This window comes from candidate division WOR-3 bacterium (genome assembly GCA_039804165.1).
Taxonomy (GTDB): Bacteria; Hydrothermota; UBA3072; order UBA3072; family UBA3072; genus JAFGHJ01.
The window spans coordinates 13,408-38,678 of record JBDRZZ010000015.1 but is presented as its reverse complement, the minus strand read 5'-3'; the positions used below and the strand labels follow the sequence as shown (position 1 = coordinate 38,678).

The following is a 25,271-nucleotide window of genomic DNA, read 5'->3' as shown; positions in this document are numbered from 1 at the left end:
AAAAGGAGGTTATATGCAAGCGGCTATTGATTTCTTTGTAAGAGGTAGATGGGCGATGTGGCCACTACTTTTCTGTGCAATTATTGGCGTTGCTTATATTATTGAAAGGTTGATAACGTTTGCACGGCTTAGAGTTGATCCTCAAGATCTTGTAGAAGAGCTTATTGATATTTTTAAGAAAGATGGAGCGTCAACCGCGGTTGAGTTTTGTCGACAGAATCCTTCCCCTGCTGCACGTATTTTTGGCCCCACAATAGAGAAATATAAAGAGTTAGCTAAAAAGACTAAAGAAAAGGAAGTTCTTGAAGAAGTAATCACAAGATATGCAACGAGAGAATTGGCTTTTCTAGACAGAGGAATGTTAATTCTTGCTGCTCTTACAAATATTACCCCGATGATAGGTTTTTTGGGCACTGTTTCCGGAATGATTAATGCTTTTGATGCAATAGCTCTTGCTGGAACAGTAGAAGCAACTCTTGTAGCTTCTGGTATTTCAGAAGCTCTTATTACCACTGCAGCGGGTTTATCTTTAGCTATTCCTTTTTCAATGGCTCACGCCTTCTTTACTCAAAAGATAAACGCATATACAAATTCTATGGAGGAGGCTTCTGCTTCTTTAATGGATTTCTTGTTGGAGGCATAAATGAAAATTTTTAAGAAGAAGGCAAATACACCTGAAATCCCGACAGCTTCAATGGCTGATATAGCTTTTCTTTTGCTTATATTTTTTATGGTTACAACAGTATTTGCCAATGAAGTTGGTTTACAAATTATGCTTCCAGAAAAAGAGCAAGAAGTCAAGGTAAAGCCTGAGAATATTCAGCGAATTTATGTAGAAGAAAAAGGAGAAATGAGGCTTAATGGTGAACCTATAACTCAGGATCGCTTAGTTGATGAGGTAAAAAGAATTCTTTCAGAGAATCCAAACGCAATTTTTTCTATAAAGACACATCCTCTTGCTCAATATCAATATATGGTGAATGCTCTTGATAAACTTAGATTGGCGAATGCTGAAAGATATTCTTTAGCACCTTCTTCTGAAGAATGAGGTGGAGCTATGAAGTTCTTTAGAGAAAGATTCGAGGCAAGAATCCCGACAGCTTCAATGGCTGATATAGCTTTTCTTTTAATAATATTTTTTATGGTTACGACCACTTTTAGAGCTGAGACAGGGCTAAAGATTATTATTCCTCAAGTAGAGGCAGCAGAGAAAATGCCTACAAAGGATTTGACACACGTATGGATTGCAAAAAATGGGCTTATTGCCATTGATGATGCGCTTCTTACTAAAGAGAGGGTTTCTGAGATAATGAGTAGGAAAAGGCAACTCAACCCAAATATAATTGTTTCTCTAAAATGTGATGAGGCGACTCCTTACAAACTTGTGGAAGATGTCCTCAATGAATTTATAGATGCTTCCGTTTTGAGAATTCATATGGCAGGAAGAAAGAAAAGGGGGTAAGTAATGGATAGAGAAAAAACAATTGATATAAAGAGAAGGTATCCCCTAAATATGAGGATAGGTTTTCTTACAGCTCTTGTCCTATTAATTCTTGGGTTTATTTTTATTCCAGAAATAGAGAGAAAACCTTACACTCCTCCTACACCAAAGCCAATAGAGGTCGACAAACTTCCCCCTCAGTTACAGAATATTGTGAAACCACCACCTCCTCCAAAACCTAAGATGCCTGTAGCAGCTAAAAGTGATAAGGAGGTTGAGGCGGAAACAATTGAAAAGACTGATTTTTCGGGTTTTGAGAAAAAAGAAGCTGATGTTGAAGTCCCTCCCCCTAAGTTTGTTTACTATGAGGTTCCGCCAAAGGTTTTAAATCCAAAAGTGATGGATTTTTATCCGGAAGTGGCTAAAAGATTGGGAATAGAAGGAACTCTTTATCTTGAGTTATGGGTAGATAAAGAGGGAAAGGTTAGGCAAGTTATTGTAAAAAAACCTCTTTATCCTGCTATTGATGAGGAAGCAAAGAAAAGAGCTTATTTGCTAAGATTTACACCTGCGATGCAGAGAGATAATCCTGTAGATGTTTGGCTTTCTTTTCCTGTGACGTTTAAATTGGAAGATTAGAGAAAGTTTATATTTTTTAAAATTTGTCTTTAAAAATAACTGATTCAATAAAGTGGGTTAAAGGAGTTGGCCCTAAGAAGGCAAGATTACTTTCTCAATTAGGAATTTTCACTATAAAAGATTTTCTTTATCTTGCTCCAAGAAGATATCTTGATAGAAGTCAGATTAAGTCTATTAAAGATGTTAGGGTTAATGAAGAGGTTACTATTACTGGTAAAGTTATCTCTGTGAATGCAAAAAGATCTATAAAAGGAACTCTTCTTTCTGATGTTGCAGTTTATGATGGGACTGGAGTTATTATCGGAAGATGGTTTAATCAGTCTTGGGTGAAAGAAAGATTTAAGATAGGGCAGGAAGTTTTCTTAAGTGGGAAAGTTGAATATTTTAGAGGTTTATATATCACAAATCCTGATTACGAGTTTTTAACCAAAGAAGAAACAAATCTGATTCACACGGGAAGAATTATTCCTGTTTATCCTCTTGTGAAAAATATTGGGCAAAGGTTTATGAGAAGAACAGCAAATTATGTTCTTCAGGCTGTTGTGGATAAGATTGAAGATCCTTTACCAATTGAGATAAAGAAATTTTATAAGTTAATGAGTCTAAAGGAAGCTTTATTTAATTTGCATTTTCCTCAAAGTGAAGAAGCTTTGGAAAAGGCAAAAAGAAGATTGGCTTTTGATGAACTTTTTTATTTACAGTTATTCCTTGCTCTTAAAAAGGAAGAAATAAAGAAAGAAAAAGGAATTTCTTTTAAGACAAATTTGGCTTTAATTGAAGATTTTTTATCTTCTCTTCCCTTTGAGTTGACTTCTTCTCAGAAAAAAGTGATTTCCGAGATAAAAAGAGATATGGAGAAACCTTATCCTATGAATAGACTTCTTCAAGGAGATGTTGGTTCTGGGAAAACAATCGTTGCATTAGTTGCAATGTTAATCGCCGTTGGCAATGATTTTAATGCTGTTTTTATGGTTCCAACAGAAATTTTGGCTTTCCAGCATTTTTTAGTTCTTAAGAAATTTTTGTCTTCTTTTTCTATTCCTTTATGGTTACTTGTGGGTAATATGAAAGAGACAGAGAGGAAGAAGATTCTAAGGGAAATAAAGGAAAAAAGAGGGATCATTTTAGGGACTCATGCCCTTCTTGAAGAGGATGTTGAGATTCCAAACCTTGGCCTTGTAGTAATTGATGAGCAACATCGTTTTGGGGTAAATCAGAGAGCAAAGATAAGAAAAGAAGGTGTCCCTGATGTTCTTGTTATGTCAGCTACTCCTATTCCCAGGACCCTGGCTCTTTCAGTTTATGGAGAATTGGATCTTTCCTCAATAGATGAATTACCACCTGGGAGAATTTTTCCAAAGACTAAATGGATTAGACAAGTGGAAAAAAGAAAAGAAGTATATAATTGGATAAGAGAGAAAGTGAAAGAAGGAAATAAGGCATATATTGTATTTCCACTTATTGAGGAGTCTTCAAGTTTGGATTTACACTCTATAGAGGAAGAAGCAGAGAGAATAAAAAGGAATTTCTTTGAAGATTTAAAAGTTGCTATTTTACATGGAAAGATGAAAAATGAGGAAAAGGAGGAAATTATTAAAGGTTTTAAGGAGGATAAATATAATGTATTAATTGCCACAACAGTTATTGAGGTTGGAATCGATATCCCTGAAGCTAATATTATGGTTGTGGAAGACGCAGATAGGTTTGGACTTGCACAACTCCATCAGCTTAGAGGAAGGATTGGAAGGGGTGGAGGGAAATCCTATTTTATAATGGTTGCAGAGGAAAAAAGGATTTCAGATAAAGCTAAAAAGAGGCTTATTACTTTAGAGAAAGTATCTTCAGGTTTTAAATTGTCGGAGGTTGATTTGCAGTTAAGAGGACCCGGAGAGTTTTTTGGGATAAAACAGCATGGATTCCCAGATTTTAAGTTTTTTGATCCATTTGGAGATAGGGATATAATTGGAGAAGTTAGAAATGCGGTGAATAAGATTCTCGAAGGCCGTTTAGAATATAGGTTCTTAGAAGAAATTGATAAGATAAGAAAAAAAGCAGAATTTTTAGATGTTGGATAAAAAATGGAACTTAAATGGATTAGAATAAGTCTTTTTTAAAAACACTAAGAACTTTTAGCAAAATAGGGGTTGACATTAATTTGTTTTTTGTTATCTTTAAAATAAAAATTTTTCTTAGGAGGATAAAAGATGAAAAAGTTTATATCTTTTTTGTTAAGCGTAATATTAATTTTGCCAAGCATAGCTTTTGGTAATTCTCTTCAAGCAGGGGCTGTTTTTTTAATGATTTTTCCTGGTTCAAGAGCCACAGGAATGGGGGGAGCCTTTACTGCTTCTAAAGGCGACATTTTTTCTACCTATTATAATGACGGATCCTTGGCTTTCAAAAATGGTATAGAATTAGGGCTCCAACATGCTAACTGGTTAAGTGGCCTTTGGCCTGGTATGTATTATGAATATTTAAGTTTAGTATATCCTCTTGGGAAAGATTTAAATTTGAATTTTGCAGTAACGTATCTTACAACAGGAGAGACTGAGGCGAGGAAAGAGGATGATACTACTTATAATAGGAAATGGAGAACATATGATGTGGCTGTTAAGATTGGAGGTTCTTTGAGATTGTTAGATAAACTTGGTTTAGGAATAGGAATGAAGTATATTTATTCTTTCTTAGCTCCAGAAGATGTTGTAAGAGAGTTACTTGGAATTAGTGGTTCTGGTGGAAGTGGGCAGGCTTGGGCAGTGGATCTTTCTTTATTATATTGTTTATATGACTCATTTCGTTTAGGAATTGCCCTTCAGAATTTAGGCCCTGAAATAACTTATATAGAAAATGGAGAGAGTGACCCCCTTCCAAGGATGTTAAGATTAGGAACATCGTTTGATATTTTGAGAGGAGGTTTTCATAAATTAAATTTAAATTTAGATCTGATAGGAATTCTTGTGGGTGTTAGATATACGAACTTTAGTGAGATTGTGAAGGATTCTTGGAAGGCGGGAGGTTTAGAATATACAGTTAAAGATCTTTTTTCTTTTAGAATAGGATATTTCATTGATAAGGTTGGAAAGAGAGAAGGGCCCACTTTTGGAGCAGGATTTAATCTCAACAAGAGATTTCTTATTGATGTTTCTATGGATCAGTATATTTATGCATTTGAAACGTCAAACTATAGAATTTCATGCCAACTTTCCTTCTGATGGTTTAATTCTGGTTAATAAACCCTCGGGCATAAGAACAACATATCTTTTGAATAGAGTGAAGGCTTTATTACATCTTAAAAAAGCTGGGCATGCAGGAACATTGGATCCATTTGCAGAAGGGCTTGTTTTGATTCTATATGGGAAAGCCACAAAGTTAATGGATTTTTTAGGAGACGAGAAAGAGTATATAGGGACAATTAAATTAGGTGTTGTTACAGACACCGATGATCCTGATGGGAAAGTAATTCTTGAAAGAGAGGTTCCTAATTTTACTGTAGAAGAAATAGAAAAGGTTATTTCTAAATTTAAAGGGAATTTTAAGCAAGTTGTTCCTCTTTATAGTGCTGTAAAAAAAGATGGAGAAAGGTTATATAATAAAGCAAGAAAGGGAGAAAAGATAGAAAGTCTTCCTGAAAGAGAGGTTTGGGTAGAGAAACTTGAATTGATTAACTTTTCTTCTCCTTTTATAGAATTTAGATGTTTGGCAAAACGTGGAACTTATATGAGAGCTTTAGCAAGAGATATAGGAGAAGCTTTGGGTTGTGGTGCGCATTTATATAAGCTTGTTAGACTCAGAGTAGGCCCTTTTGTTATTGATGATGCTTATACTCTTTCGGATATTGAATCTGGAAATTTTGAGGTGGTGAAATTTAGTAAAGCCTTGCCTCACTTAGAAACAATCACCCTAAGAGAAGAAAGTGTATGGGATTTTATTCACGGGAATAAAGTTAGGGGTTTTTATCCAAAAGGGATATATCAAGTGAAGGATGTTAGAGGAAATCTTTTGGGAATAGGGAAGGGAGAAATATATGCAGTCCAACCTGTTAGAGTATTCAGTAATTGAAGATTTGAATAAACTTCCCCAAGTTTCTGGTTTTCTCGCAATGGGAAATTTTGATGGTGTTCATCTTGGTCATCAGGTTTTAATTAAGAAAGGGAAAGAAGAGGGGGATATTTCTGTTCTTACTTATGACCCACATCCCTTTATTAGGATAAATGAAATAAAAGAACCTTTCTTACTCACTACAATTAGGGAGAAGATTTTTTTCTTAAAAAAATATTTGGTAAAAGAAGTGATAATTCTTAGGTTTTCTCCAGAGATTTCGCAAATGTGCCCAGAAGATTTCTTAAAATCAATTATAAAAGAAAGAATGAATCCGAAAGGAATTATAATAGGTTTTGATCATCACTTTGGAAAAGGGAAAAAAGGAGATTCTGAATTTTTAAAGAAGATAGGAGAGGATTTGGGACTTCGTGTCTTTGTTGTTCCTCCAGTTAGAATAGGGAATAAAGTGGTGAAAAGTTCTAAAATTAGAGAATTTTTGAGAAAGGGAAAAATGAAAAGCGCTTGTGAGATGCTTGGACATCCTTATTTGATAGAAGGAAAGGTTACCAAAGGAGATGAGGTTGGAAGAACTTTGGGGTATCCTACTGCAAATCTTGAGATAGACTCAGAGTATAAACTGTTACCCTTAGAAGGTGTATATTCTTCAATTGTTGAACTTGGAGAAGAAAATTTTCCTGCAATGGTTTATATTGGTTCTTCTCCTACTCTTGGGATAAATCGTTTGAAAGTAGAAGCTCACATCTTTGGTTTTTCAAAGGATATATATGGTGAAAGGATAAGATGTTTTCTCTACTCATTAATAAGAAAGAAGGAGTTTTTCTCTTCGGAGGGTTCTCTAAGAGAAAGTATAAAAAAAACTGAAGAAGAAACATTGAAAAATCTTAAGGAGGTTTATAAATGGGAATTACCACTCGGAAAAAACAAGAATTAATAAAGAAGTTCCAGCGACATAAAAACGATACAGGTTCTCCAGAGGTTCAAATAGCTATAATTACAGAAAGAATAAAAGAACTTACAGAGCATCTTGATAGACACAAGAAAGACTTTCATTCCGAAAGAGGTCTTGTGAATTTAGCATCTAAGAGGAAGAAGTTACTTAAATATCTAAGAAGGAAAGATTATAAAAGATTTGAAGAAGTTATCAAAGCTTTAAAAATAAGATTTTAAAAATAAAATGGGGTTTAACAATGGAGTTTAGAGATTGTTTGATTGTTGGAGGAAAAGAAATATGCTTTGAAACTGGTTCTTTAGCAAGACAAGCTGAAGGCTCAGTTTTTGTTTCCCTTGGTGGAACAGTGGTTCTTGCCACTGTTTGTTCTAAGGAGGAGGAAGAAAAGGAAGTTTCTTTTGCTCCTCTTGTCGTAGATTATCTTGAACGGACATATTCAGCAGGTAAGATTCCTGGAGGATTTTTCAAAAGAGAAGGGAAACCTTCTGAAAAGGAAATTTTGGTTTCAAGATTGGTGGATAGACCCATAAGACCATTAATTCCAGAAGGATATGCAAAGGAAACGCAGATAGTCATTATGGTCCTTTCGCACGATCAAGAAAATGATACACCTAATCTCGCAATCCTTGCAGCTTCTCTTGCTCTTGCAATTTCAGATATTCCTTTTGATGGTCCGATAGGAGCAGTTAGAATTGGATTAGTTGGAGATAGTTTTATAATAAATCCTACGGTTTCCCAGCTTGCTCAGAGTAAAATGGATCTCGTTGTTGCTGGGACTTCTTCTGCAGTTACAATGATTGAAGGAAAATTAGATGATGTGGAGGATAGTAAAGTTTATTCAGCAATAGAAATAGCTCATAGAGAAGTGGAAAGGATTGTACAGTTCCAGAGGAAATTTGCGGAAAAGATTGGGAAGCCCAAAAAAGTTTTTGAACCTATAAAAATTCCAGATAAATTGAGAGAGGAAGTTGTTTCAAGATATGGTTCCTTTATTTATAAGTTGAATACAACTCCTTATAAAGAGGAAAGGAAGATTTTGAAGAAAGAAATTCTTGAGGATGTTAAAAAAAGATATTCAGAAGAAGAATGTAGATATGTTGAGATGATAATAGAGGAGAGACAAAAAGAGTTAATGAGGAAAATGATTTTAGAAGAAGGAAAAAGAATAGACGGTAGAAATTTGGATGAGATTAGACCCATTGAGTGTAAGGTGAGAGCTTTGCCTCGTCCTCATGGTTCCGCGATCTTTAGAAGAGGAGAGACTGTTAGTTTGTCTGCTGTGACTCTTGGTTCAAAGAGAGACGAACAAAAATTAGATCATCTTATTGGAGAAGATTATAAGAGATTTATGGTCCATTATAACTTTCCACCTTTTTCGGTAGGAGAAGTTAAAGCGATAAAAGGACCTGGAAGAAGGGAAATAGGGCATGGGATTCTTGCTGAGAATTCTCTTCTCCCAGTAATTCCTAATGAAGAAAAATTCCCTTATACTATAAGAATCGTCTCTGATATTCTTGAATCCAACGGTTCTTCTTCGATGGCTACTGTTTGTGCTTCTTCTCTTGCTTTGATGGATGCGGGAGTCCCTGTAAAAAAGCATGTTGCAGGAGTTTCAGTTGGGCTTGTTAAGGAAGGAGGAAATTATCGTCTTCTTACAGATATTATAGGTGAAGAAGATCATATGGGAGATATGGATTTTAAGGTTGCAGGAACAAGAGAAGGTATTACAGGGATTCAGCTTGATACAAAGATACAAGATTTGACCCTTGATATCATTAAAGAGGGTCTAAATCGAGCAAGAGAGGGTAGAATTAAGATTATTGAAATAATGGAAAAAGTAATACCTGCTCCACGAGAATCTCTATCAGAATTTGCTCCTCGAATTTTAACTTTTGAAGTTCCTGTTGATAAAATAAGTAGAATTATAGGTCCTGCTGGGAAAACAATTAAAAAGATTGTTAGAGAAAGTGACACTGAGATCGAAATAGATGATGAAACAGGGGCTATCACTATTTTTGGAGACAATAAAGAATCTGTTCAAAAAGCCGAGTCAATGATTAGAAGAACTATAAAAGATGTTGAAGAAGGAGAAATTTATGAAGGTGAGGTGAAGAAACTTCTTCCTTTTGGTGCAATTGTTTCTATTGGAGAAGGCAGGGATGGTTTAATTCATATAAGCGAGATAGCTCACTACCATGTTAATAGAGTGGAGGATGTTCTTTCTGTTGGAGATAAACTCAAAGTTAAAGTGAAAAGAGTGGGAGAAGACGGAAGAATAGATCTTTCAAGAAAGGCTCTTATTGCTAAAGATAAGGATAAGGATCCCAAAAGAAAGAATAAATAAAAAGGGGAATATAAATTATATCGCCTGAAATGGAAGAGGATTTTTGGAACCATCTTGAAGAATTAAGGAAGAGACTTATTCTATCTATTTGTTTTTTTCTTTTTTCAAGCGTTTTTTTTTATCCTTTTTCTGGAAAGTTTATAAAATTATTTACAGATCTTGTTGGTAAGACCTATTTTTTTGCTCCCCAGGAAGCTTTATTTATTAGAATTAAATTCAGTTTTATGGCTGGCTTTGTTATCGCTTTGCCTTTAATCCTCCATCAACTTTATCTTTTTGTGGTTCCAGCTTTGACTAAGGAAGAAAGAAGATTTGCAGGACCTCTTCTCTTTTTTCTTATTGTTTTTTTTTATGGAGGGCTTTTCTTAGGTTATTTTATATTTTTACCTTATATTTTAAAAATTCTTTTGTCTTTTCAGACAGATTTTATGGTTCCTCTTATTTCTATTACGAAGTTATTTAGTTTTGTTTTTTGGGTTTTAGCTGGTTTTGGTATTTCTTTTGAAATGCCAGTTTTTTTCTTTGTTTTAAGTAAATTAGGTGTTATTACTCCTCTTATGCTTTTCCATAACTGGAGATTTGGAATATTATTTATCCTGGTCTTTGCTGCCATTATAACTCCAACCGTTGATGTGGTTACAATGGTTTTTGTGGCTTTTCCTCTTTTTTTTCTTTATTTTATTTCAATAATTTTTTCTTTTTTAGGAAGTAGAAGTAAAAATAAATAGAGATGTTTACAGGAGTAGTTCTTCATTATCTGTTGAAAGAGTTTAATCCCGAAAATGACCTATTGATTACAGATGTTGTGAGAAAAGGAAAAGAGATTTCAATCGTTTTTGGAAAGAAATCTATAACGGCAAATTTATCTCCAAATGCTCCATATATTTCTTTAAAGAAAATAAAAGGAGAAGGCTTCTTTTCTTCATTTTTTAAGGGAAAGAAAGTAAAGAAAATAGAGCAAGTAGGTTTAGATAGAATTCTAATTATAGAATTAGAAGAGAATTTTAAAATCCTATTCCAGATCTTTGGAAGGAGAAGTGATTGTTTGTTTTTTGAGGGAGAAAAAATATTTAAGTCATTTAAGGGAATTTATGAGGGAGAATATGTTTACCCTTTGCTTCCAGAAGTAATAAATATTCTAACAGCCGAAAAGGAAGATATTATAGAGGCAATAATATCTAAGAAAAAAGTAGCTGGATTATCTATGGAATTTATAAATAAAATAAGAGAAAAAGGGATAGATTTTGTGGATTCTTTTGCAAATAGAGAGTTTGGTCCAACTGTTTTTGAAGATGTTATTTCACCTTTTGTTCTCCCCAAAGGCGAGAGATTCAGAAGTATGAATGAGGCTATTTTATATTATTTTGAGAAAAAGGAGAAAGAAGAAGAATTAAGAAGAGTAAAAGAAGAGATAGAATTTAATATTCAGAAAAAAATAGAAAAAGCCGAAGGAATTATTGAAAAATTAAGCAATTATAAAAGTAAAAAGGAGAACTATCTTCTTATTGGAGAAGCCCTTTTAACTTATGAGAAAAAAATAGAGGTTTCTAATGGTAAAGTTTTCCTTGATTATTTAGGAAGAAAATTAGAGGTAGACCTTTTCCCTTCTCTTTCTGTAAAGGAGAATGCACAAAGGTATTTTGATCTTTATAAAAGAGAAAAGAAGAGGGATGAATTTATAGAGAAGAGAAAAAAAGAATTAGAGAAGGAGTTAGAGGTTCTTAAAAAGAAAAAGGAAAAATTAAAAGAGGCGGAAGATTTAAAAGAATTTGAGAAATTTTATAAAAAACCTGAGGAGGAGAAAGAAGAGATCATTCCAGATAAGTTTAGAACATTCATGACAAGAAATGGTTTTAAAGTGTTAGTTGGGAAAAGCGCTGAATCTAATCATGAACTTACTTTTTCTTATGCTCGTCCTTACGATATTTTTCTCCATGTAAAAAATGCACCTGGCTCACACACAATTTTGAGGGTTAAGGATAAAAATAAATATCCCCCTATGGAGGACATTTATGATGCAGCTTATTACGCTGCGAAATTTAGCAAGGCTAAACATTCAAAAGTGATTCCTGTTTCTTATACTGAAAGGAGGTATGTAAGAGGAGGTAAGGGACTGCCAAAGGGTACGGTAATTTTAGAAAGAGAAAAAGTTATTTATGTTTCTCCAGAAAGCCCTTGACTAATTAGAAAAATTTTCTATAATAAATATATGAATAGAGAGGAAGAAAAGGGGCAACTTATAAAGGATTTAAAAGAGCTAAGGAAAAGACTTTCGGGATTATCTGAAACTGTTGATAAACTTACTGGCTTATGTAACAAAGAGTATTTCATAGATCTTGCCGAGTGTGAATTTTTAAGGGCTTTAAGATTCCAAAGACCTTTATCTCTTATTCTTATTTCTATTAAGGATTTTGAGTTAATTAAGTCTCAAAACGGTAGTGAAGTTGCTTATAATATTTTGAAAGAAGTTGCAAATCGTTGTAGTAAAAAAGTAAGAGAACTTGATTATTTTGGAAGATATGATGAAGATAAATTGGTTCTTTTATTACCAGAGGCTGATAAATTTGCAATTCAGAAGGTTGCTGAAAGACTTCAGGAAGTTGTAAGGAGTTCTCCAATAGTTGTAGGAGAGCAAAATTTTAATGTTAGTTTGTGTCAAGGAGGTGTTGAACTTTCTGAAAAATACAAAGACCTTCAAGAGTTTTTAAAAGAAGGGGAGGAAGCTTTAAAAGAAGCTCAAAAGCGGGAAGAAAGTTTTTTTGTTGCGAAATAAATTATCTTGTTTTCTTGATGTGATTTAAAAGGGAAGCTATAATTCTAATAAGTTCTCCAATTAATAACCAATCAAGGTCATTACTTTCAAATGTTTCTAATTTCTTTAGAGCTTTTCCTATTTCTTTAACTTTTTCTATTCCAATATGAAGGTTATCATATGGTGTCTTTTCTCCATTTTCTTCCCATTCTTCAAATTCAATATTCTTTGTTCTTTCTTCTATTATAATCCCTGTTTCTTCGATTAGTTCTCCAAGAGATTTTGGATTTTTATTTTTAAATGTATCGGAAGAAATGCAAGATTGTTTATAAGCTATTCCTTCCCTTTCAAGAGTTTCAAAAGCTTCTTCTGTAGAATGGAAGTCTATATTCATCTTTTAGAACCTCCTTTTACTTAAAATTATAAAAAATTTCTCTAAAAGTCAATAAGAAAATAGGGTTAGAAAAATATTTATAATGCCGGAGGGGGGACTCGAACCCCCACAGGAATAATCCCACATGGCCCTCAACCATGCGCGTCTACCAATTCCGCCACCCCGGCAAGGGATTATAAAAAATTTATATGAAAAGCTTAAGATGTCAAGAGATTTATTTGCTTTCTTGTTAAATCCAAAGCAGATGGACACTTTTTGGAGGTTCTGGGGATAAAGAGGGTAGATTTAAATATAAACCTAAAAATTGTTGGTTAGAAGAATTAAGGAGTTGCAATTATAATAAATCTCCTCCTTTTAAAGACAAACAAAAAAGGAGGAAACACGTTCTATTATCAATAGGACGAGGTTATAAAAATATGCAACCCTTTGATAAGGTAAAAATCCGTTTTGAGATGGTAAAAATCTGAAAGAAGAGTCTATAGAGATGTAGCCCGTAATTTTACTACAGGAAGACCTACCGTTTACAAATGGCTTAAAATTTGATAAATGTGGCATAGAAGGCTTATATAACCCTTCCAGAGCACATCAGGGAGTCCATAATAAGACACCTAAACACATAGAAAAACGCAAAGGGAAGGGTAAAATGTCAATAAAGGTATTGGTTAGAGATTTCTAAGTTCCTGTTTCCCATGAAACCGACAGAAGGATTTTACATGCGAGAGGAATTACCTAGAGAAAAGAGAGAAGGAAAAGGATGGCTTTTAATGCTTTCGAACAGGTAGAATATCAGTATAGTGCGAGGTGTGTATCGAGTGGTTTTACCGCCTATTCCGAGAACATCAGTATTGCTCATTCGTGCATATTTGCCAGGCTTTCATGTGAGTTTTTAAAGGGAAATGGGTTCATCTAAATAAAGTCAGATTTCAATATGATAATGGTCTGGAGTTCATAGGAAGTATCTATAGAAATAATAGAAAGAGAATTCTTTGATATAGAAGTCTTTGAAGGAAAATAGCATTTCTTTCATAAAGTCAATAATTATCTATTTTTCTTTAATACGATGAGAAAGAACTCAAACAAGAATGATAAAACACTTTAGAGATACTTATTGAGAGAAACAAATCTCCTGAACTTCTCCACTTGTTTGCGCCTGATCTTGATAAACTCCTGGAGAAGAAAATGGATATGACTCTTGATCCGGATTTAGACCTTGTGAATGTAAAATATCTCAAAGTGTCCACCACCTGCCTTGGAGGGTCTATTATTTACTTTTTAAGATAGACTTGAAAAATGATTTTATTTTGTTATATTCAATAATGATTGAATATTTAATAGAAATAATAAAGAAGAAAGAACTTCTTAAGGATGTAAAGAAAGTAGTGATAGGTTTTTCTGGAGGGCCGGATTCTACTTTCTTAAGAGAAGTTCTTTCTACCTTTAAAGGAATGGAGATAATTCTTGCGTATTTTAATCATAATCTCAGAGAAGATTCTGAAAAAGAAGAAGATTTTGTTAGAAAAGAGGCAGAAAAAGGAGGTTATAAAATAAAAATAAAAGAATGCGATGTAAGAGGTTTTTGCAAGAGAAACACTCTCTCTATAGAAGAGGGGGCAAGAGAGCTTAGGTTCGCCTTCCTTAGGGAAGTAAAAGAAGAAGAGAGAGCTGATGTGATTGCTCTTGGACATACTCTTGATGATAAGATAGAAAATTTCTTTATTAGATTGTTAAGAGGTTCGGGTTTTGGTCTTTCTCAAATGGATTATAGGAATGGAGATCTTTTTAGACCTCTTTTAGATATTAGAAAGAAAGAGATTGTGGATTATCTTCTTAGAAAAAAAATTCCTTTTTATAGTGACCCTACCAACGAAAGTTTGAATTTCCTTAGAAATAGAATAAGAAAGGAATTAATACCTTTATTAGAGGATCTAAAAGAAGATGCAATTATGAGTATAAAAAGGAGTATTGATAATCTTAGGGATATTGAAGAAGCTTTAAGAAAACAGATAGATGATGTCGAGATAAACACTCATTTGACTTCTGCTGAGATTGATAGAAAGGTTTTTGAGGAACTCCCTTCTGCTTGTAAGTTTTTGGTTTTAAGTAAAATGCTTTCAATTTTTGGATGTAATTTGGAGTTAAAAAGGGCTCATTTAGAGAATTTTCCCAGAATAGGGATTATAAAATTGAAAAATTCAAGTATTGAAATTCTTCCTTCAAAAGTAATTGTGGCAAAAAATTTAGAGGATGAAGATAAAGAATTACCTCTTTCTGGCAGTTTGTTGTATGGAAATTATAGAATTCAGACAGAGATTGTTTCACCTCCTGTAGAGTTTAATAAAAATGGTTGTGAATTTTTTGATCTTGATGCTTTAGAGTTGCCTATTCTGGTAAGGGGAAGAAGAAAGGGTGATTATATTATTGGATTTAGATCAATGGAAAGAAAGAAACTGAAAGACTTGTTTATTGACAATAAGATTCCAAGAGTTCTAAGAGATAGGCATCCTGTAATTTATGATAGAAAAGGAATAATTCTTGTTCCAGGAATTAAAAGAAGTAATAGAGCTCCTGTAGAAGATAAAACGAAAAGGATTTTAAAAATTAAAATTGAAGAGGTTTAAAGATGCCTGAGGAGAAAAACAAGAAAGAACCACAAAATAAAGTTCAAATTTTAAAACCCTTTTTGATATGGGCTGTATTTTTTAGCTCTTTATACATCATTTTTCAATATACTAAAATGGAAAGACCAAAAGAGGTGAGCTTTACTATGTTCTGGGAATTGGTTGAAGAAGGGAAAGTAAGTAAGGTGACTTTTTCGGGTGTGGATATGATAGGGGAGTTAAAGGATAAAGCTGGACTTGTGGAAACTCGTCTTCCTTTTGAAGACCCAGAATTACCAAAAGAGTTAGTGAAAAGAGGAATAGAAGTAAAAACACAGATTAAAATAGATTTTTTGAAAATTGGGCAACTTTTGTTTCCTATTTTGTTTATGGTATTTTTATTTTATTTCTTGATGAGTAGACTTCGTGGAAGTGCGAATGAAGCTTTGAGCTTTGGGCAAAGTAGAGCAAAGGAGATTCGTTTTACTTCTGTGGATGTGACTTTTGACGATGTTGCGGGTGTTGATGAAGCTAAGGAAGAGCTCCAAGAAATTGTGGAGTTTCTAAAAAACCCTTCTAAGTTTAAAAAGCTGGGGGCAGAGATCCCTAAAGGAGTTTTACTCGTAGGTGCTCCTGGAACGGGAAAGACTCTTCTTGCAAAAGCTGTGGCAGGAGAGGCTAAGGTTCCCTTTTATTCAATAAGTGGATCTGATTTTGTTGAGATGTTTGTGGGAGTTGGAGCAGCAAGGGTGAGAGATCTTTTTAGAAGAGCTAAGATGAATACCCCTTGCATTGTATTTATTGATGAAATTGACGCTGTAGGTAGATATAGAGGAGCTGGTATTGGGGGTGGGCATGATGAGAGAGAGCAGACTTTGAATGCCTTGCTTGTAGAAATGGATGGTTTTGATACGAACGAGGGTATTATAGTAATTTCGGCTACAAATAGACCAGATATTCTTGACCCAGCTCTTCTTCGTCCTGGGAGATTTGATAGAAGAGTCGTAGTGCCAATGCCTGATATGAAAGGAAGGGAAGCGATTTTAAAAGTCCATACAAAGAAGATTCCTTTGGGAAGCGATGTTGATTTGTCTGTGATTGCAAAGACAACACCAGGCTTTAGTGGAGCTGACATTCAAAATCTATGTAACGAAGCTGCTTTAATTGCTGCTTCAAGAGGAAAGGATAAGGTGGAAAGTGAAGATTTTGATGAGGCGAAAGATAAAATTTTGATGGGTAGAGAAAGGAAATCAATGCTTATTTCTGAGGAGGAGAAAAAGCTAGTTGCTTACCATGAGGCAGGGCATACAATTGCTTCTCTTTTTACTAAACATAGCGATCCCATTCATAAGGTTACAATCATCCCAAGAGGTGCCTCTCTTGGGCTTACTCAGCAATTGCCTCTTGATGATAAAAGGACTTATTCTAAGGAATATCTTGAGGCAAGATTGGTTGTTTTGCTTGGGGGAAGAGCAGCAGAGGAGTTAAAATTTAAGACGGTTTCAACTGGTGCCGGTAATGACCTTCAAAATGCTACTGAAATAGCAAGGAAGATGATCTGTGAATGGGGTATGAGTGATAACCTTGGTCCCATTACACTTGAAAGAGATACAGATAGTATTTTTCTTGGTAAAAGGCTTGCAAAAGAAAGAGAATATTCTGAAGAAACAGCTCGTCAGGTTGACCTTGAGATAAAAAATTTTGTGGAAAAGGCTCATAATATAGCAAAGACAATAATTAAGAAACATAAAAAAGAACTAGATAAAGTTGCAGAAGCTCTCCTTGAGAAAGAAGTTCTTACGGGAGATGAAGTGAAAGAAATTGTTTATGGACGAGGAAAGAATAAAGAAGGCGATAAGAGAAATAATTGAAGCATTAGGGGAAGACCCTGAAAGGGAAGGATTAAAAAGAACTCCAGAGAGAGTCGCAAGGATGTATTTGGATTTCTTTAAGGGAATAAATGAGAAGCCTGAAAAGGCAATAAGAGTTTACCCAACACCTCATTATGATGAAATTATAATATTGAAAAACATCCCATTTTTTTCTTTTTGCGAGCATCATTTGTTACCCTTTTTTGGAGAAGTTCATATTGCTTATATTCCAAAGGATGATAAGATAACAGGTTATTCAAATCTCGTTGAAATTGTTCAGATTTATTCTGGACGTCTCCAACTTCAAGAGAGAATGACCTCTGAAATCGCCGATTCAATAATGAAGGTTTTGAATCCTATGGGCGTTCTTGTAATTATAGAAGCCAGACAACTTTGTTTGGAAATTCAAGGGCTGAAAAAAATTGGGCAGAAAACAGTCACTTCTGCTATTAGAGGTGCATTTAAGAAAGAATCTACACGCCTTGAGGCTCTTAGTCTAATTGGTTATGAAGGTTAGAAAAAGATTAATAAGTAATTTAAAAGAAGCTAAGAAAGCTGTAGAATTAGTTGGAACCTCTAAAGAAGTCCAGGATTCTATGGCAGAAAAAACTATTTTTTGTGTTCTTGAAATAGAGAAGATTCCTTCTCCGGCAGCAAATATTATAAAACAAATTGCAATCTCAAGAGGAACAGATGCAATTGTTCATAAGGATGTCGTTTCTAATAAAATTGAGAATTCTACTGTTTTGCTACCAGGAACAATAAGAGAACTAAAACTAATTTCTGAAGAGCTTAAAAAGCAACCCTTTGGTTTAAAAATACTTAGCGAAGAGATTTCAAAGGTTTTGTCAGAATTTGAGATATCTAAAAGTGATTTTTTAATTATGGGCGTTCTTAATGTTACACCAGATTCTTTTTCTGATGGTGGGGATTATTTTGGGGAAGTGGAAGCAAGGGAGAGATTTTATGAGATGATAAAAGAGGGTGCTGATATTATTGATATTGGAGCAGAATCTTCAAGGCCTGGTTCTAAAAGAATAACAGTAGAGGAAGAATTAAATAGGCTTTATAAGCTGTTCCCTTTAATTGAGGAAAGTCCTGTTCCTATTTCTATTGATACCTATAAAGGAGAGGTTGCTGAGGCAGCTCTATCTAAAGGTGCGAGCATCGTTAATGATATTTCTGCTCTTAGGATGGATAAGAAAATGGTGGATGTGGTTCGGAGCTATGATTCGAAGGTTGTTCTTATGCATATGAAAGGGACACCAGAGACAATGCAGGTAGACCCTTATTATGAGGATGTTATAGAAGAAATAAAAGAATTTTTTAAAGAAAGGATAGATTTTTGTTTATCACATGGTATTAAAGAAGATAAAATAATCCTGGATCCTGGAATTGGTTTTGGGAAAAGATTGATAGATAACCTAATGATTTTGTCTCATTTGGAAGAATTTACTTCATACGGATTTCCTCTTCTTGTTGGAGCTTCCCGGAAATCATTTATTGGAAAAATAACGGGAGAGGATTTTCCTAAAAATAGACTGGATGGGTCTATAGCTACGGCTGTTTATTCCTATTTAAAAGGAGTTTCTATTCTTAGGGTTCACGATGTTAAAGAAACAAAAAATGCTCTTTCGGTTATAAAGGCTATTAAGGAGAATAGAAAAAATGATTAATTTTTCTTGGGTAGATGCTTTGGACATTTTTTTTGTTTCTTTGCTTATTTTTGTATTAATAAGATTTTTTGTAAATACCAAGTCTCTTCCCCTTATTTTAGGTCTTGGGATTATTTTTGTGGTTGTTTTTATAAGTAAGTTTTTAAACTTACCAACAATGAAGGTTATTATGGAGGGTGTTGGGGGAGTTTGGATAATTATTCTCATTATAATTTTTCAACCCGAGATAAGGAAAGCATTAATTAGACTTAGTAAGATGAGTAAACTTGGAACTTTTATTATGGAGAATGTAAAGGATGTGGCTGAAGAAGTTAGCAAAGCGCTTATCCAACTTTCTGATAAAAGAATGGGAGCTTTGATAGCTATAGAAAGGAAAGTCCCCCTTGATTCTTATATAAGATCAGGGATTAAGATGGAAGCTTTGGTTTCTTCGGATCTTCTTGTTTCTATTTTTTCTATATATTCTCCTCTTCATGATGGTGCAGTAATAATAAGGGAGGATCAAATAGTTGCAGCAAGAACGATCTTGCCGCTTACAGACCATCCCGATTTAAGTCCTACCCTTGGAACAAGACATAGAGCTGCTATTGGTCTTACAGAGGAAACAGATGCTATTTGTTTGGTTGTTTCGGAGGAGACAGGAGCAATCTCAATGGCTGTGGGTGGAGACTATTATGGAGATTTAGATCATAAGGAGCTGAAAAACACTATATATGATATGTTAGAGAGGTAGTAAGTGAAAATAGGTGAATTTCTTTTTGAGAAATTTAAGAATGGTATTTTAGGTTTTTTTATTGTTTTTTTTATTCTATTTTCAGTTTATTTATATACAATTGCTCCAACCGTTTCTTTTTGGGACTGTGGAGAATTTATTGCTTGTGCTCATATCTTAGGAGTGCCACATCCTCCAGGAACGCCTTTTTATGTATTAATCGGTAGAATATTTGATATAATTCTGCCTTTTAAAGAAGTTGCAAAAAGAATAAATATAATTTCTGCTCTTTCAACTGCTTGTGCAGGAGGGTTTCTTTATCTTGTAATTATTAAGGTTTTAAAGAGATTCAAAGAAAATAAAGGGAAAGAAATATCCTCTTTTGTTCATTTAATAGCGATTTTTTCCTCTATAGGAGCTGGTTTTTGTTTTAGTGTTTGGGATAGCGCTGTTGAGGCAGAAGTTTATGCACCTTCACTTTTTTGCTTAGTTTTAGGCTTATGGATTATTTTAAGCTGGGAGAAAAATATTGGAGAAAAAGGCAATGATAATTTGCTACTAATTTTATTATATCTTTTGGCTTTATCTTTCGGAATTCATATGATGCCTTTGCTTCTTTTGCCAGGTGTATTTTTATTTATTATACTTTCAAACTGGAAGGTTCTGAAAAATCCTAAAATTATTATTTGGACTATTTTCCTCATTTTAATAGGTGTCTCTACTTATTTCTACTTGATGATTCGTGCTCGAGCCAATCCTCCTATAAATGAAAATGCGCCAAAAACTTTCGCTAAATTATGGTCGGTGATAAGAAGAGAACAATATGGAAAGATGAATTTATATCCAAGGCACACTTCTCTTGCAACAGGACTTTCTTTCTTCCCTGCTTTATTTGAACAATTCAAGGTGTTTTTTAAATATTTTTCTTGGCAGTTTTTCCCTTATCCAAGAGAAAACGTAGGTCATTTACTTCAGTATGTTTCTATAATTGGAACCTCTTTATATGTTTTAATGGGTCTTTGGGGTATTATTTTACATTTTAAATTTGATAAAAAGAGTTTTTGGTTATTATTTATTCTTTATATTCTTTTAACTGCTGGGTTGGTTGTTTATTTAAATCATGAGTTTTCTCCTTCGGATCCAAATCCAACTCATCAACCCAGAGAGCCAAGAGAAAGGGACTATTTTTGGGGGGCTGGTTTTTTCTTATTTATGTTTTATGTTTTTATTTCTTTTTACTACCTTTATGAAAGATTCTTTAAAAAGAAAAATTTTAGGTATTATGTGGTTGGCTTAAGTTTCATCTTTGGCTTTATCCCTTTTGTTTCAAATATAAAAAGTCATGTAAATAGGAGAGGAAATTGGATTGCTGATGAATATGCTTACAATCTTCTTTCCTGCCCAGAAGAGAATTCCATTCTTTTTACTAATGGAGATAATGACACTTTTCCTCTTTGGTTTCTTCAGGAAGTTAAAGGCTATAGAAAATTTGATGCTAAAAGAAAAAAAGGAGTTAGAGTGGCTTGTTTACCTCTTATGAATGGTGAATCCTATATAAAACAGATGAAATTAGATGGGATCCCAATGGATTTTGATTCGCCTTTTAGGGGAACTGGGATTGAGGCAACTTATTTGAGAGAAAGAAAATCTGGAAAGACTAATTTAGAATTTGAAGATTGGGTCATAGATAATGTTGGTTATCTTCCTACAAAAGATAATAAATTGATTTTTCGTAAAGAAATCGTTATTCGTAACATTATTCTTTCTTCTCAAGGGATTAAGCCTACCTACGAGGCTCTTACACTTCCAGTAGACTCTTTTGTTAAAAGATATATAAAGGAAGATTTTAATCCATCTATAAATATTTATTACTCGGTTACCGTTGCTTTTTCGGAAACAAAATGGTTAGAAGGCCATCTTCTGTTAGAAGGTTTCGCTTTTAAATTGGTTGGGAAGAGAGAAAAAAATATGAATATTCCTTATTTTATTGATTTGTTTAAAAATAAACTGCGTTTTGAAGCAGCGAAAAATCCAAATGTTTATGTTGGAGAGGCAGATGAGAGTGTTTTCCATAATTATGTTTATGTCCTTTATAATTTTGGAGCAGAATTGAGGAGAGAAGTTTTGCCAGACCATAAGCTTTTGAATATCAGAGAATATAGAAGAAATTTAGAAGAAGAGGAAAAACAAAAATTGAGAAATTCTGCAAATTTACTAAAGACATCTATAATTTTGGCAAAAGATAGCGTTTTATTATCTATTGTATTAAATGAATTGAGGGGAGAATATTTCCTTCTGAGGGAGCCTGATAGTTTATTGGTATTTATTGAAGAGATATTAAAAAGAAGAGATTATTTCCCTGTTGTATCTTTTTTCAAAGGGATTGTTTTACTTGACAAATTGGTAATTTCTGAGAATCTAAACCAAGAGCAAAGAAACAAATTGGAGGAAAAAATAGAAAAAATATTTGAGGAAGTAATAAGAGTTGTGGATGAGAAAGAGAAGGCAAATGGGTATATAGGGCTTTTTGAATTATACAAGGAAATAAATGCTACCCAGAAAATGGAATTGTTGGTGAAGGAGTTAGTTTTGTATCCTGAATTTTTTTATTCGGTTTTTGCATATTACTACAATTTAAAGAGAGACAAAGAAACTTCAATTTATTTGTTAAAAAACTGGTTGGAGGTAAATAAATATGATAAAAAAGCAGAAAACTTGCTTAATTCTCTTACTGGTGGTCTTAGTAAATAGTGGTTGCAAAAGAAACGTTCTACCCCACTCAATAGGGGCTCGGGACCAGATTGTTGTTATTTCTTCTCCAGAGTTTGTTTTGGATTCTTTAATTAATGTATTAGAAAAAGTTGAGTATTATCCCACTGCTGAGGAGGTTTACAATGTAAAAAAAGCAAGTTGGGCTGAATTTGAACGTTACAAATTCTGGCGTAATCTGATTTTGGTGGGAACTTTGGGAAGTTCTTATATTAGAGAAGTATTAAAGGAGGAAGCAAGCGAAAAAAATGAAAAAGAACCTCAAATTTTTTTAGGGCAAGATTTATGGGTAAGACTTCAAACAGTAATAGTAATTGCAGGAGCCACTCAGGATAAGACACAAAAACTTGTTGAAAATGCTGCAAAGAAAATATATGAAATTTTAAGAGAGGAAGAGACAAATAGATTCAAAGGGGTAGTTTATATGAATGGGTATCAAAGGAGAGAAACAGAGAAAATGAATTCTTTCTTAGGAGCTTCTTTTGAAATTCCTTTAGGGTATAGATTAGCTAGAGCTGAAAATAATTTTATGACTTATATAAGAAGGGATCCTGATAGGTTAGTTACTCTTTTATGCCAAAGTAGTCCCATAAAGAATCCAATTAGATTTCGTGATAGTCTTTTTTTGAGGTATTTTAAAGGGGATGAAATTGTTATGGATAGTTTTTATGTCACAACTGAAAGAGGAGAAAAAAGATTAGTTAGATTAACCGCTTTAGATACTTTTAATTTTAAGAACAAGAAGGCGATTAGAATTAAAGGGGTTTGGAAGAATGAGAAGATTGAAGGAGGCCCTATGGGAGGTCCTTTTGTTAGTTATATATTTGAGAGATCTGGGAAATGGTATTTTCTTGATGGGCATGTTTTTGCTCCAGGCAAGAAAAAATGGCCTTTTTTGGAAGAAGTGGATATAATACTGAATACATTTCAAGAGGCAGAATAATGGATAACTTTAAAGACAAAATTATTGAGAAAGTCCATAAGGCAATAGTAGGGCAGGATGAAATTATTGAGCTTCTTTTATTGTGTATTCTTTCGGAAGGGCATTGTATAATTGTAGGTGTTCCTGGGCTTGCTAAGACACTTTTAGCAAGTTCCTTAGCAAAGGTTCTTGGACTTAAGTTTTCTCGGATTCAATTTACTCCAGATCTTATGCCTACAGATATCACCGGGACAGAAATTATAGAGGAAAATAAAAAAGGAGAGAGGTTTTTCAAGTTCGTAAAGGGTCCTATTTTTGCCAATTTTGTTCTTGCAGATGAAGTAAATAGAACTCCTCCGAGAACTCAATCTGCCTTGCTGGAGGCTATGCAAGAGAAAAAAGTTACTTATGGGAGAGAGGAATATCCAATTGAATCTCCATTTTTTGTTATTGCCACCCAAAATCCAATTGAGCAGGAAGGGACTTACCCTCTTCCTGAAGCTCAACTTGATCGTTTTATGTTTTCTTTAAAAATAGATTATCCTAAGGAAGAAGAGGAAAAGAAAATAATTGCAAGCCCACCAAGAAGCTTTTCTTCTGATATTGAATCTGTAACTACTAAAGAAGAATTGCTTAAATTACAGGAGGAAATTAGATCCATACCTTTGAGTAAGAAGGTTGTAGATTTTGTTTCAGCTCTCCTTAGGAATTCGCGTCCCCATACCACTAAGATTGAACTTGTGAAAAAATATGTAGAATGGGGCGTGAGTCCAAGGGGAGGGCAATATTTATTAGCAGGAGCTAAAGCGAGAGCTTTTATCTATGGAAGACCCACTCCTTCTTTAGAAGATGTTAGAAGTTTAGTTCACTCTGTTTTTGATCATCGTATTATTGTTAACTTTCTTGGAGAAGGAGAGGGGATAAAATCTGAAGACATAACAGAGGCGATTTTAAATGAAACAGATTAATTTTTCTGATGAATTAGGAAAAGTTTTTAAAGAGATAGGAAAACTTGCAAAGAGTTTACGGTATTCAGTTTATCTTGTAGGTGGGCCAGTGCGAGATATCCTTCTTGGAAGGGCTTTCCAAGATGTTGATATTGTATGTATAGGTAATGCTGTTAAACTTGCTAAAGTTTTTAGCGAGAAAATAGGAGGAAAGTTAATTCATCGTCCTCTTTTTCCAAATGCTACTGTTGAATTAGACTCTACTTCCAAGATTGACTTTGTTTCTGCGAGGAGTGAGCGATACCCTAAGAATAAAGTTGCTCTTCCAAAAGTCAGAAAAACGAAAGATTTAATTGTTGATCTTGAAAGGAGGGACTTTACTGTTAATGCAATGGCTGTGGATTTAAATCCTGATGGGTTTGGAAATCTTATAGATCCTTTTAATGGTTTTTCTGATTGTCAGAAGCATCTTTTGCGAGTCTTACACGAGAATAGCTTTAGAGAAGATCCCACGAGGATCTTTAGAGCTTTAAGATTTTCTGTTAAGCTTTCTTTTGAAATAGAAGAAGAAACAAAGAAATTGTTAAAAAGGGATTTAAAATTTGTAAGGGAATTAACACCAGAACGTTTATGGAAGGAGATAAGATTGTCTCTTGAAAGTGGATCGGAAAATCTTAATTATTTAAAAAAATATGGTGTTTTAAAAGTTTTAGATCTTTCTTATCCCGGAGATAGTTTTTTGGAGAGAATTGATTTAGGGGCCGTTCAATTTAATATTTCTCCGGTTGATGCTTTAATCATTGCCCTTCTTGAGGGAAGGTCAATCAAAAGGAGACCTTTTGATAGGAGCTTCATTCAGCAAATTGGTTATTTAAGAGAAATAAACAAAAAAGTTCTTGGAAATGTGAAAGTTGTTCATAGATTATTTCAACTTAAGGATTATTCTCTTTTGTATTTATTTGCAAAATATCCTGAAACATCTATTGTGATTGAAAATTTCTTTGATAACAGAGATAAACTTAAACCCGAGTTAACAGGTGATGAGATTAAGAATTTAGGAATAAAAGAAGGTCCTGAAATTGGGAAATTGATGGAGTTGATAATAGAGGGAAGATGGTTGGGTAAGATATATGATAAAAAGGGCGAAATTGAATTTGTGAAAAAATATTTGGGAGGAAAAGATGCCGATTAATGAA

The 25,271-nt window shown here is 33.9% G+C and carries 24 protein-coding genes and 1 tRNA gene; 23 read left to right on the top strand and 2 right to left on the bottom strand.

Annotation, left to right across the window (positions count from 1 at the left end; genetic code table 11):
• The first annotated feature begins 13 nt into the window (after positions 1–13).
• The 13 genes from ABIN61_06355 (at position 14) to ABIN61_06295 (ending at position 12,208) form a co-directional block, all read left to right on the top strand.
• A complete protein-coding gene (locus ABIN61_06355) occupies positions 14–643 on the top strand; it encodes a MotA/TolQ/ExbB proton channel family protein (protein MEO0293824.1) in 630 nt (209 codons plus the stop codon).
• A complete protein-coding gene (locus tag ABIN61_06350; protein ID MEO0293823.1) occupies positions 644–1,048 on the top strand; it encodes a biopolymer transporter ExbD in 405 nt (134 codons plus the stop codon). It abuts the gene before it with no gap.
• A 9-nt stretch (positions 1,049–1,057) separates the two neighbouring features.
• Complete coding sequence (locus tag ABIN61_06345; protein MEO0293822.1) at positions 1,058–1,462, top strand: biopolymer transporter ExbD; 405 nt, start codon at positions 1,058–1,060, stop codon at positions 1,460–1,462.
• A gap of 3 nt (positions 1,463–1,465) precedes the next feature.
• On the top strand, positions 1,466–2,080 hold the full coding sequence (locus ABIN61_06340; protein MEO0293821.1) for an energy transducer TonB: 615 nt from the start codon (positions 1,466–1,468) through the stop codon (positions 2,078–2,080).
• Between the two features lie 23 nt (positions 2,081–2,103).
• Positions 2,104–4,155, top strand: coding sequence for an ATP-dependent DNA helicase RecG (recG, locus tag ABIN61_06335; GenBank protein MEO0293820.1), 2,052 nt, complete (start codon positions 2,104–2,106; stop codon positions 4,153–4,155).
• Positions 4,156–4,284: 129 nt separating this feature from the next.
• The gene (locus ABIN61_06330; protein ID MEO0293819.1) at positions 4,285–5,292 is read left to right on the top strand and encodes a PorV/PorQ family protein; all 1,008 of its coding nucleotides are present in this window, start codon (positions 4,285–4,287) and stop codon (positions 5,290–5,292) included.
• On the top strand, positions 5,219–6,139 hold the full coding sequence (gene truB / locus ABIN61_06325; protein MEO0293818.1) for a tRNA pseudouridine(55) synthase TruB: 921 nt from the start codon (positions 5,219–5,221) through the stop codon (positions 6,137–6,139). The genes ABIN61_06330 and truB overlap by 74 nt, the downstream gene beginning before the upstream one ends.
• The gene (locus ABIN61_06320; protein MEO0293817.1) at positions 6,105–7,073 is read left to right on the top strand and encodes a bifunctional riboflavin kinase/FAD synthetase; all 969 of its coding nucleotides are present in this window, start codon (positions 6,105–6,107) and stop codon (positions 7,071–7,073) included. Before truB ends, ABIN61_06320 begins: the two co-directional genes overlap by 35 nt.
• Complete coding sequence (gene rpsO / locus ABIN61_06315) at positions 7,040–7,309, top strand: 30S ribosomal protein S15 (protein MEO0293816.1); 270 nt, start codon at positions 7,040–7,042, stop codon at positions 7,307–7,309. The genes ABIN61_06320 and rpsO overlap by 34 nt, the downstream gene beginning before the upstream one ends.
• Positions 7,310–7,329: 20 nt before the next feature.
• A complete protein-coding gene (locus ABIN61_06310) occupies positions 7,330–9,435 on the top strand; it encodes a polyribonucleotide nucleotidyltransferase (protein ID MEO0293815.1) in 2,106 nt (701 codons plus the stop codon).
• A 29-nt stretch (positions 9,436–9,464) separates the two neighbouring features.
• A complete protein-coding gene (gene tatC, locus ABIN61_06305) occupies positions 9,465–10,163 on the top strand; it encodes a twin-arginine translocase subunit TatC (protein ID MEO0293814.1) in 699 nt (232 codons plus the stop codon).
• Positions 10,164–10,165: 2 nt separating this feature from the next.
• A complete protein-coding gene (locus tag ABIN61_06300; GenBank protein ID MEO0293813.1) occupies positions 10,166–11,614 on the top strand; it encodes an NFACT RNA binding domain-containing protein in 1,449 nt (482 codons plus the stop codon).
• A gap of 30 nt (positions 11,615–11,644) precedes the next feature.
• The gene (locus tag ABIN61_06295; GenBank protein MEO0293812.1) at positions 11,645–12,208 is read left to right on the top strand and encodes a GGDEF domain-containing protein; all 564 of its coding nucleotides are present in this window, start codon (positions 11,645–11,647) and stop codon (positions 12,206–12,208) included.
• Position 12,209: 1 nt separating this feature from the next.
• Here ABIN61_06295 and ABIN61_06290 read toward each other — a convergent pair whose 3' ends face one another.
• Both ABIN61_06290 and ABIN61_06285 read right to left on the bottom strand, forming a co-directional pair.
• Entirely contained in the window at positions 12,210–12,581 is a 372-nt protein-coding gene (locus ABIN61_06290; GenBank protein MEO0293811.1) for a hypothetical protein, read from the bottom strand.
• A gap of 83 nt (positions 12,582–12,664) precedes the next feature.
• Positions 12,665–12,748, bottom strand: a tRNA-Leu gene (locus ABIN61_06285).
• 587 nt (positions 12,749–13,335) lie between these two features.
• On the opposite strand from ABIN61_06285, the gene ABIN61_06280 reads away from it, so the two are divergent.
• The 10 genes from ABIN61_06280 to ABIN61_06235 all read left to right on the top strand — a co-directional run bounded on the left by ABIN61_06280 (position 13,336) and on the right by ABIN61_06235 (position 25,267).
• Positions 13,336–13,491, top strand: coding sequence for a hypothetical protein (locus tag ABIN61_06280; protein ID MEO0293810.1), 156 nt, complete (start codon positions 13,336–13,338; stop codon positions 13,489–13,491).
• Between the two features lie 406 nt (positions 13,492–13,897).
• Positions 13,898–15,199, top strand: coding sequence for a tRNA lysidine(34) synthetase TilS (gene tilS / locus ABIN61_06275; protein ID MEO0293809.1), 1,302 nt, complete (start codon positions 13,898–13,900; stop codon positions 15,197–15,199).
• A gap of 2 nt (positions 15,200–15,201) precedes the next feature.
• The gene (gene ftsH / locus ABIN61_06270; GenBank protein ID MEO0293808.1) at positions 15,202–17,049 is read left to right on the top strand and encodes an ATP-dependent zinc metalloprotease FtsH; all 1,848 of its coding nucleotides are present in this window, start codon (positions 15,202–15,204) and stop codon (positions 17,047–17,049) included.
• Complete coding sequence (gene folE / locus ABIN61_06265) at positions 17,006–17,566, top strand: GTP cyclohydrolase I FolE (GenBank protein MEO0293807.1); 561 nt, start codon at positions 17,006–17,008, stop codon at positions 17,564–17,566. The genes ftsH and folE overlap by 44 nt, the downstream gene beginning before the upstream one ends.
• Positions 17,556–18,725 (top strand): dihydropteroate synthase, encoded by a 1,170-nt coding sequence (gene folP / locus ABIN61_06260; protein MEO0293806.1) that lies wholly within the window; start codon positions 17,556–17,558, stop codon positions 18,723–18,725. Before folE ends, folP begins: the two co-directional genes overlap by 11 nt.
• Positions 18,718–19,458: a diadenylate cyclase CdaA gene (cdaA, locus tag ABIN61_06255; GenBank protein ID MEO0293805.1), complete on the top strand. Its 741-nt coding sequence runs from the start codon at positions 18,718–18,720 to the stop codon at positions 19,456–19,458. The genes folP and cdaA overlap by 8 nt, the downstream gene beginning before the upstream one ends.
• A 3-nt stretch (positions 19,459–19,461) precedes the next feature.
• Entirely contained in the window at positions 19,462–22,188 is a 2,727-nt protein-coding gene (locus ABIN61_06250; GenBank protein MEO0293804.1) for a DUF2723 domain-containing protein, read from the top strand.
• Entirely contained in the window at positions 22,133–23,149 is a 1,017-nt protein-coding gene (locus tag ABIN61_06245; protein MEO0293803.1) for a DUF4837 family protein, read from the top strand. Before ABIN61_06250 ends, ABIN61_06245 begins: the two co-directional genes overlap by 56 nt.
• Positions 23,149–24,096 (top strand): MoxR family ATPase, encoded by a 948-nt coding sequence (locus tag ABIN61_06240; protein ID MEO0293802.1) that lies wholly within the window; start codon positions 23,149–23,151, stop codon positions 24,094–24,096. Before ABIN61_06245 ends, ABIN61_06240 begins: the two co-directional genes overlap by 1 nt.
• On the top strand, positions 24,083–25,267 hold the full coding sequence (locus tag ABIN61_06235) for a hypothetical protein (protein ID MEO0293801.1): 1,185 nt from the start codon (positions 24,083–24,085) through the stop codon (positions 25,265–25,267). Before ABIN61_06240 ends, ABIN61_06235 begins: the two co-directional genes overlap by 14 nt.
• The last annotated feature ends 4 nt before the right edge of the window (positions 25,268–25,271 follow it).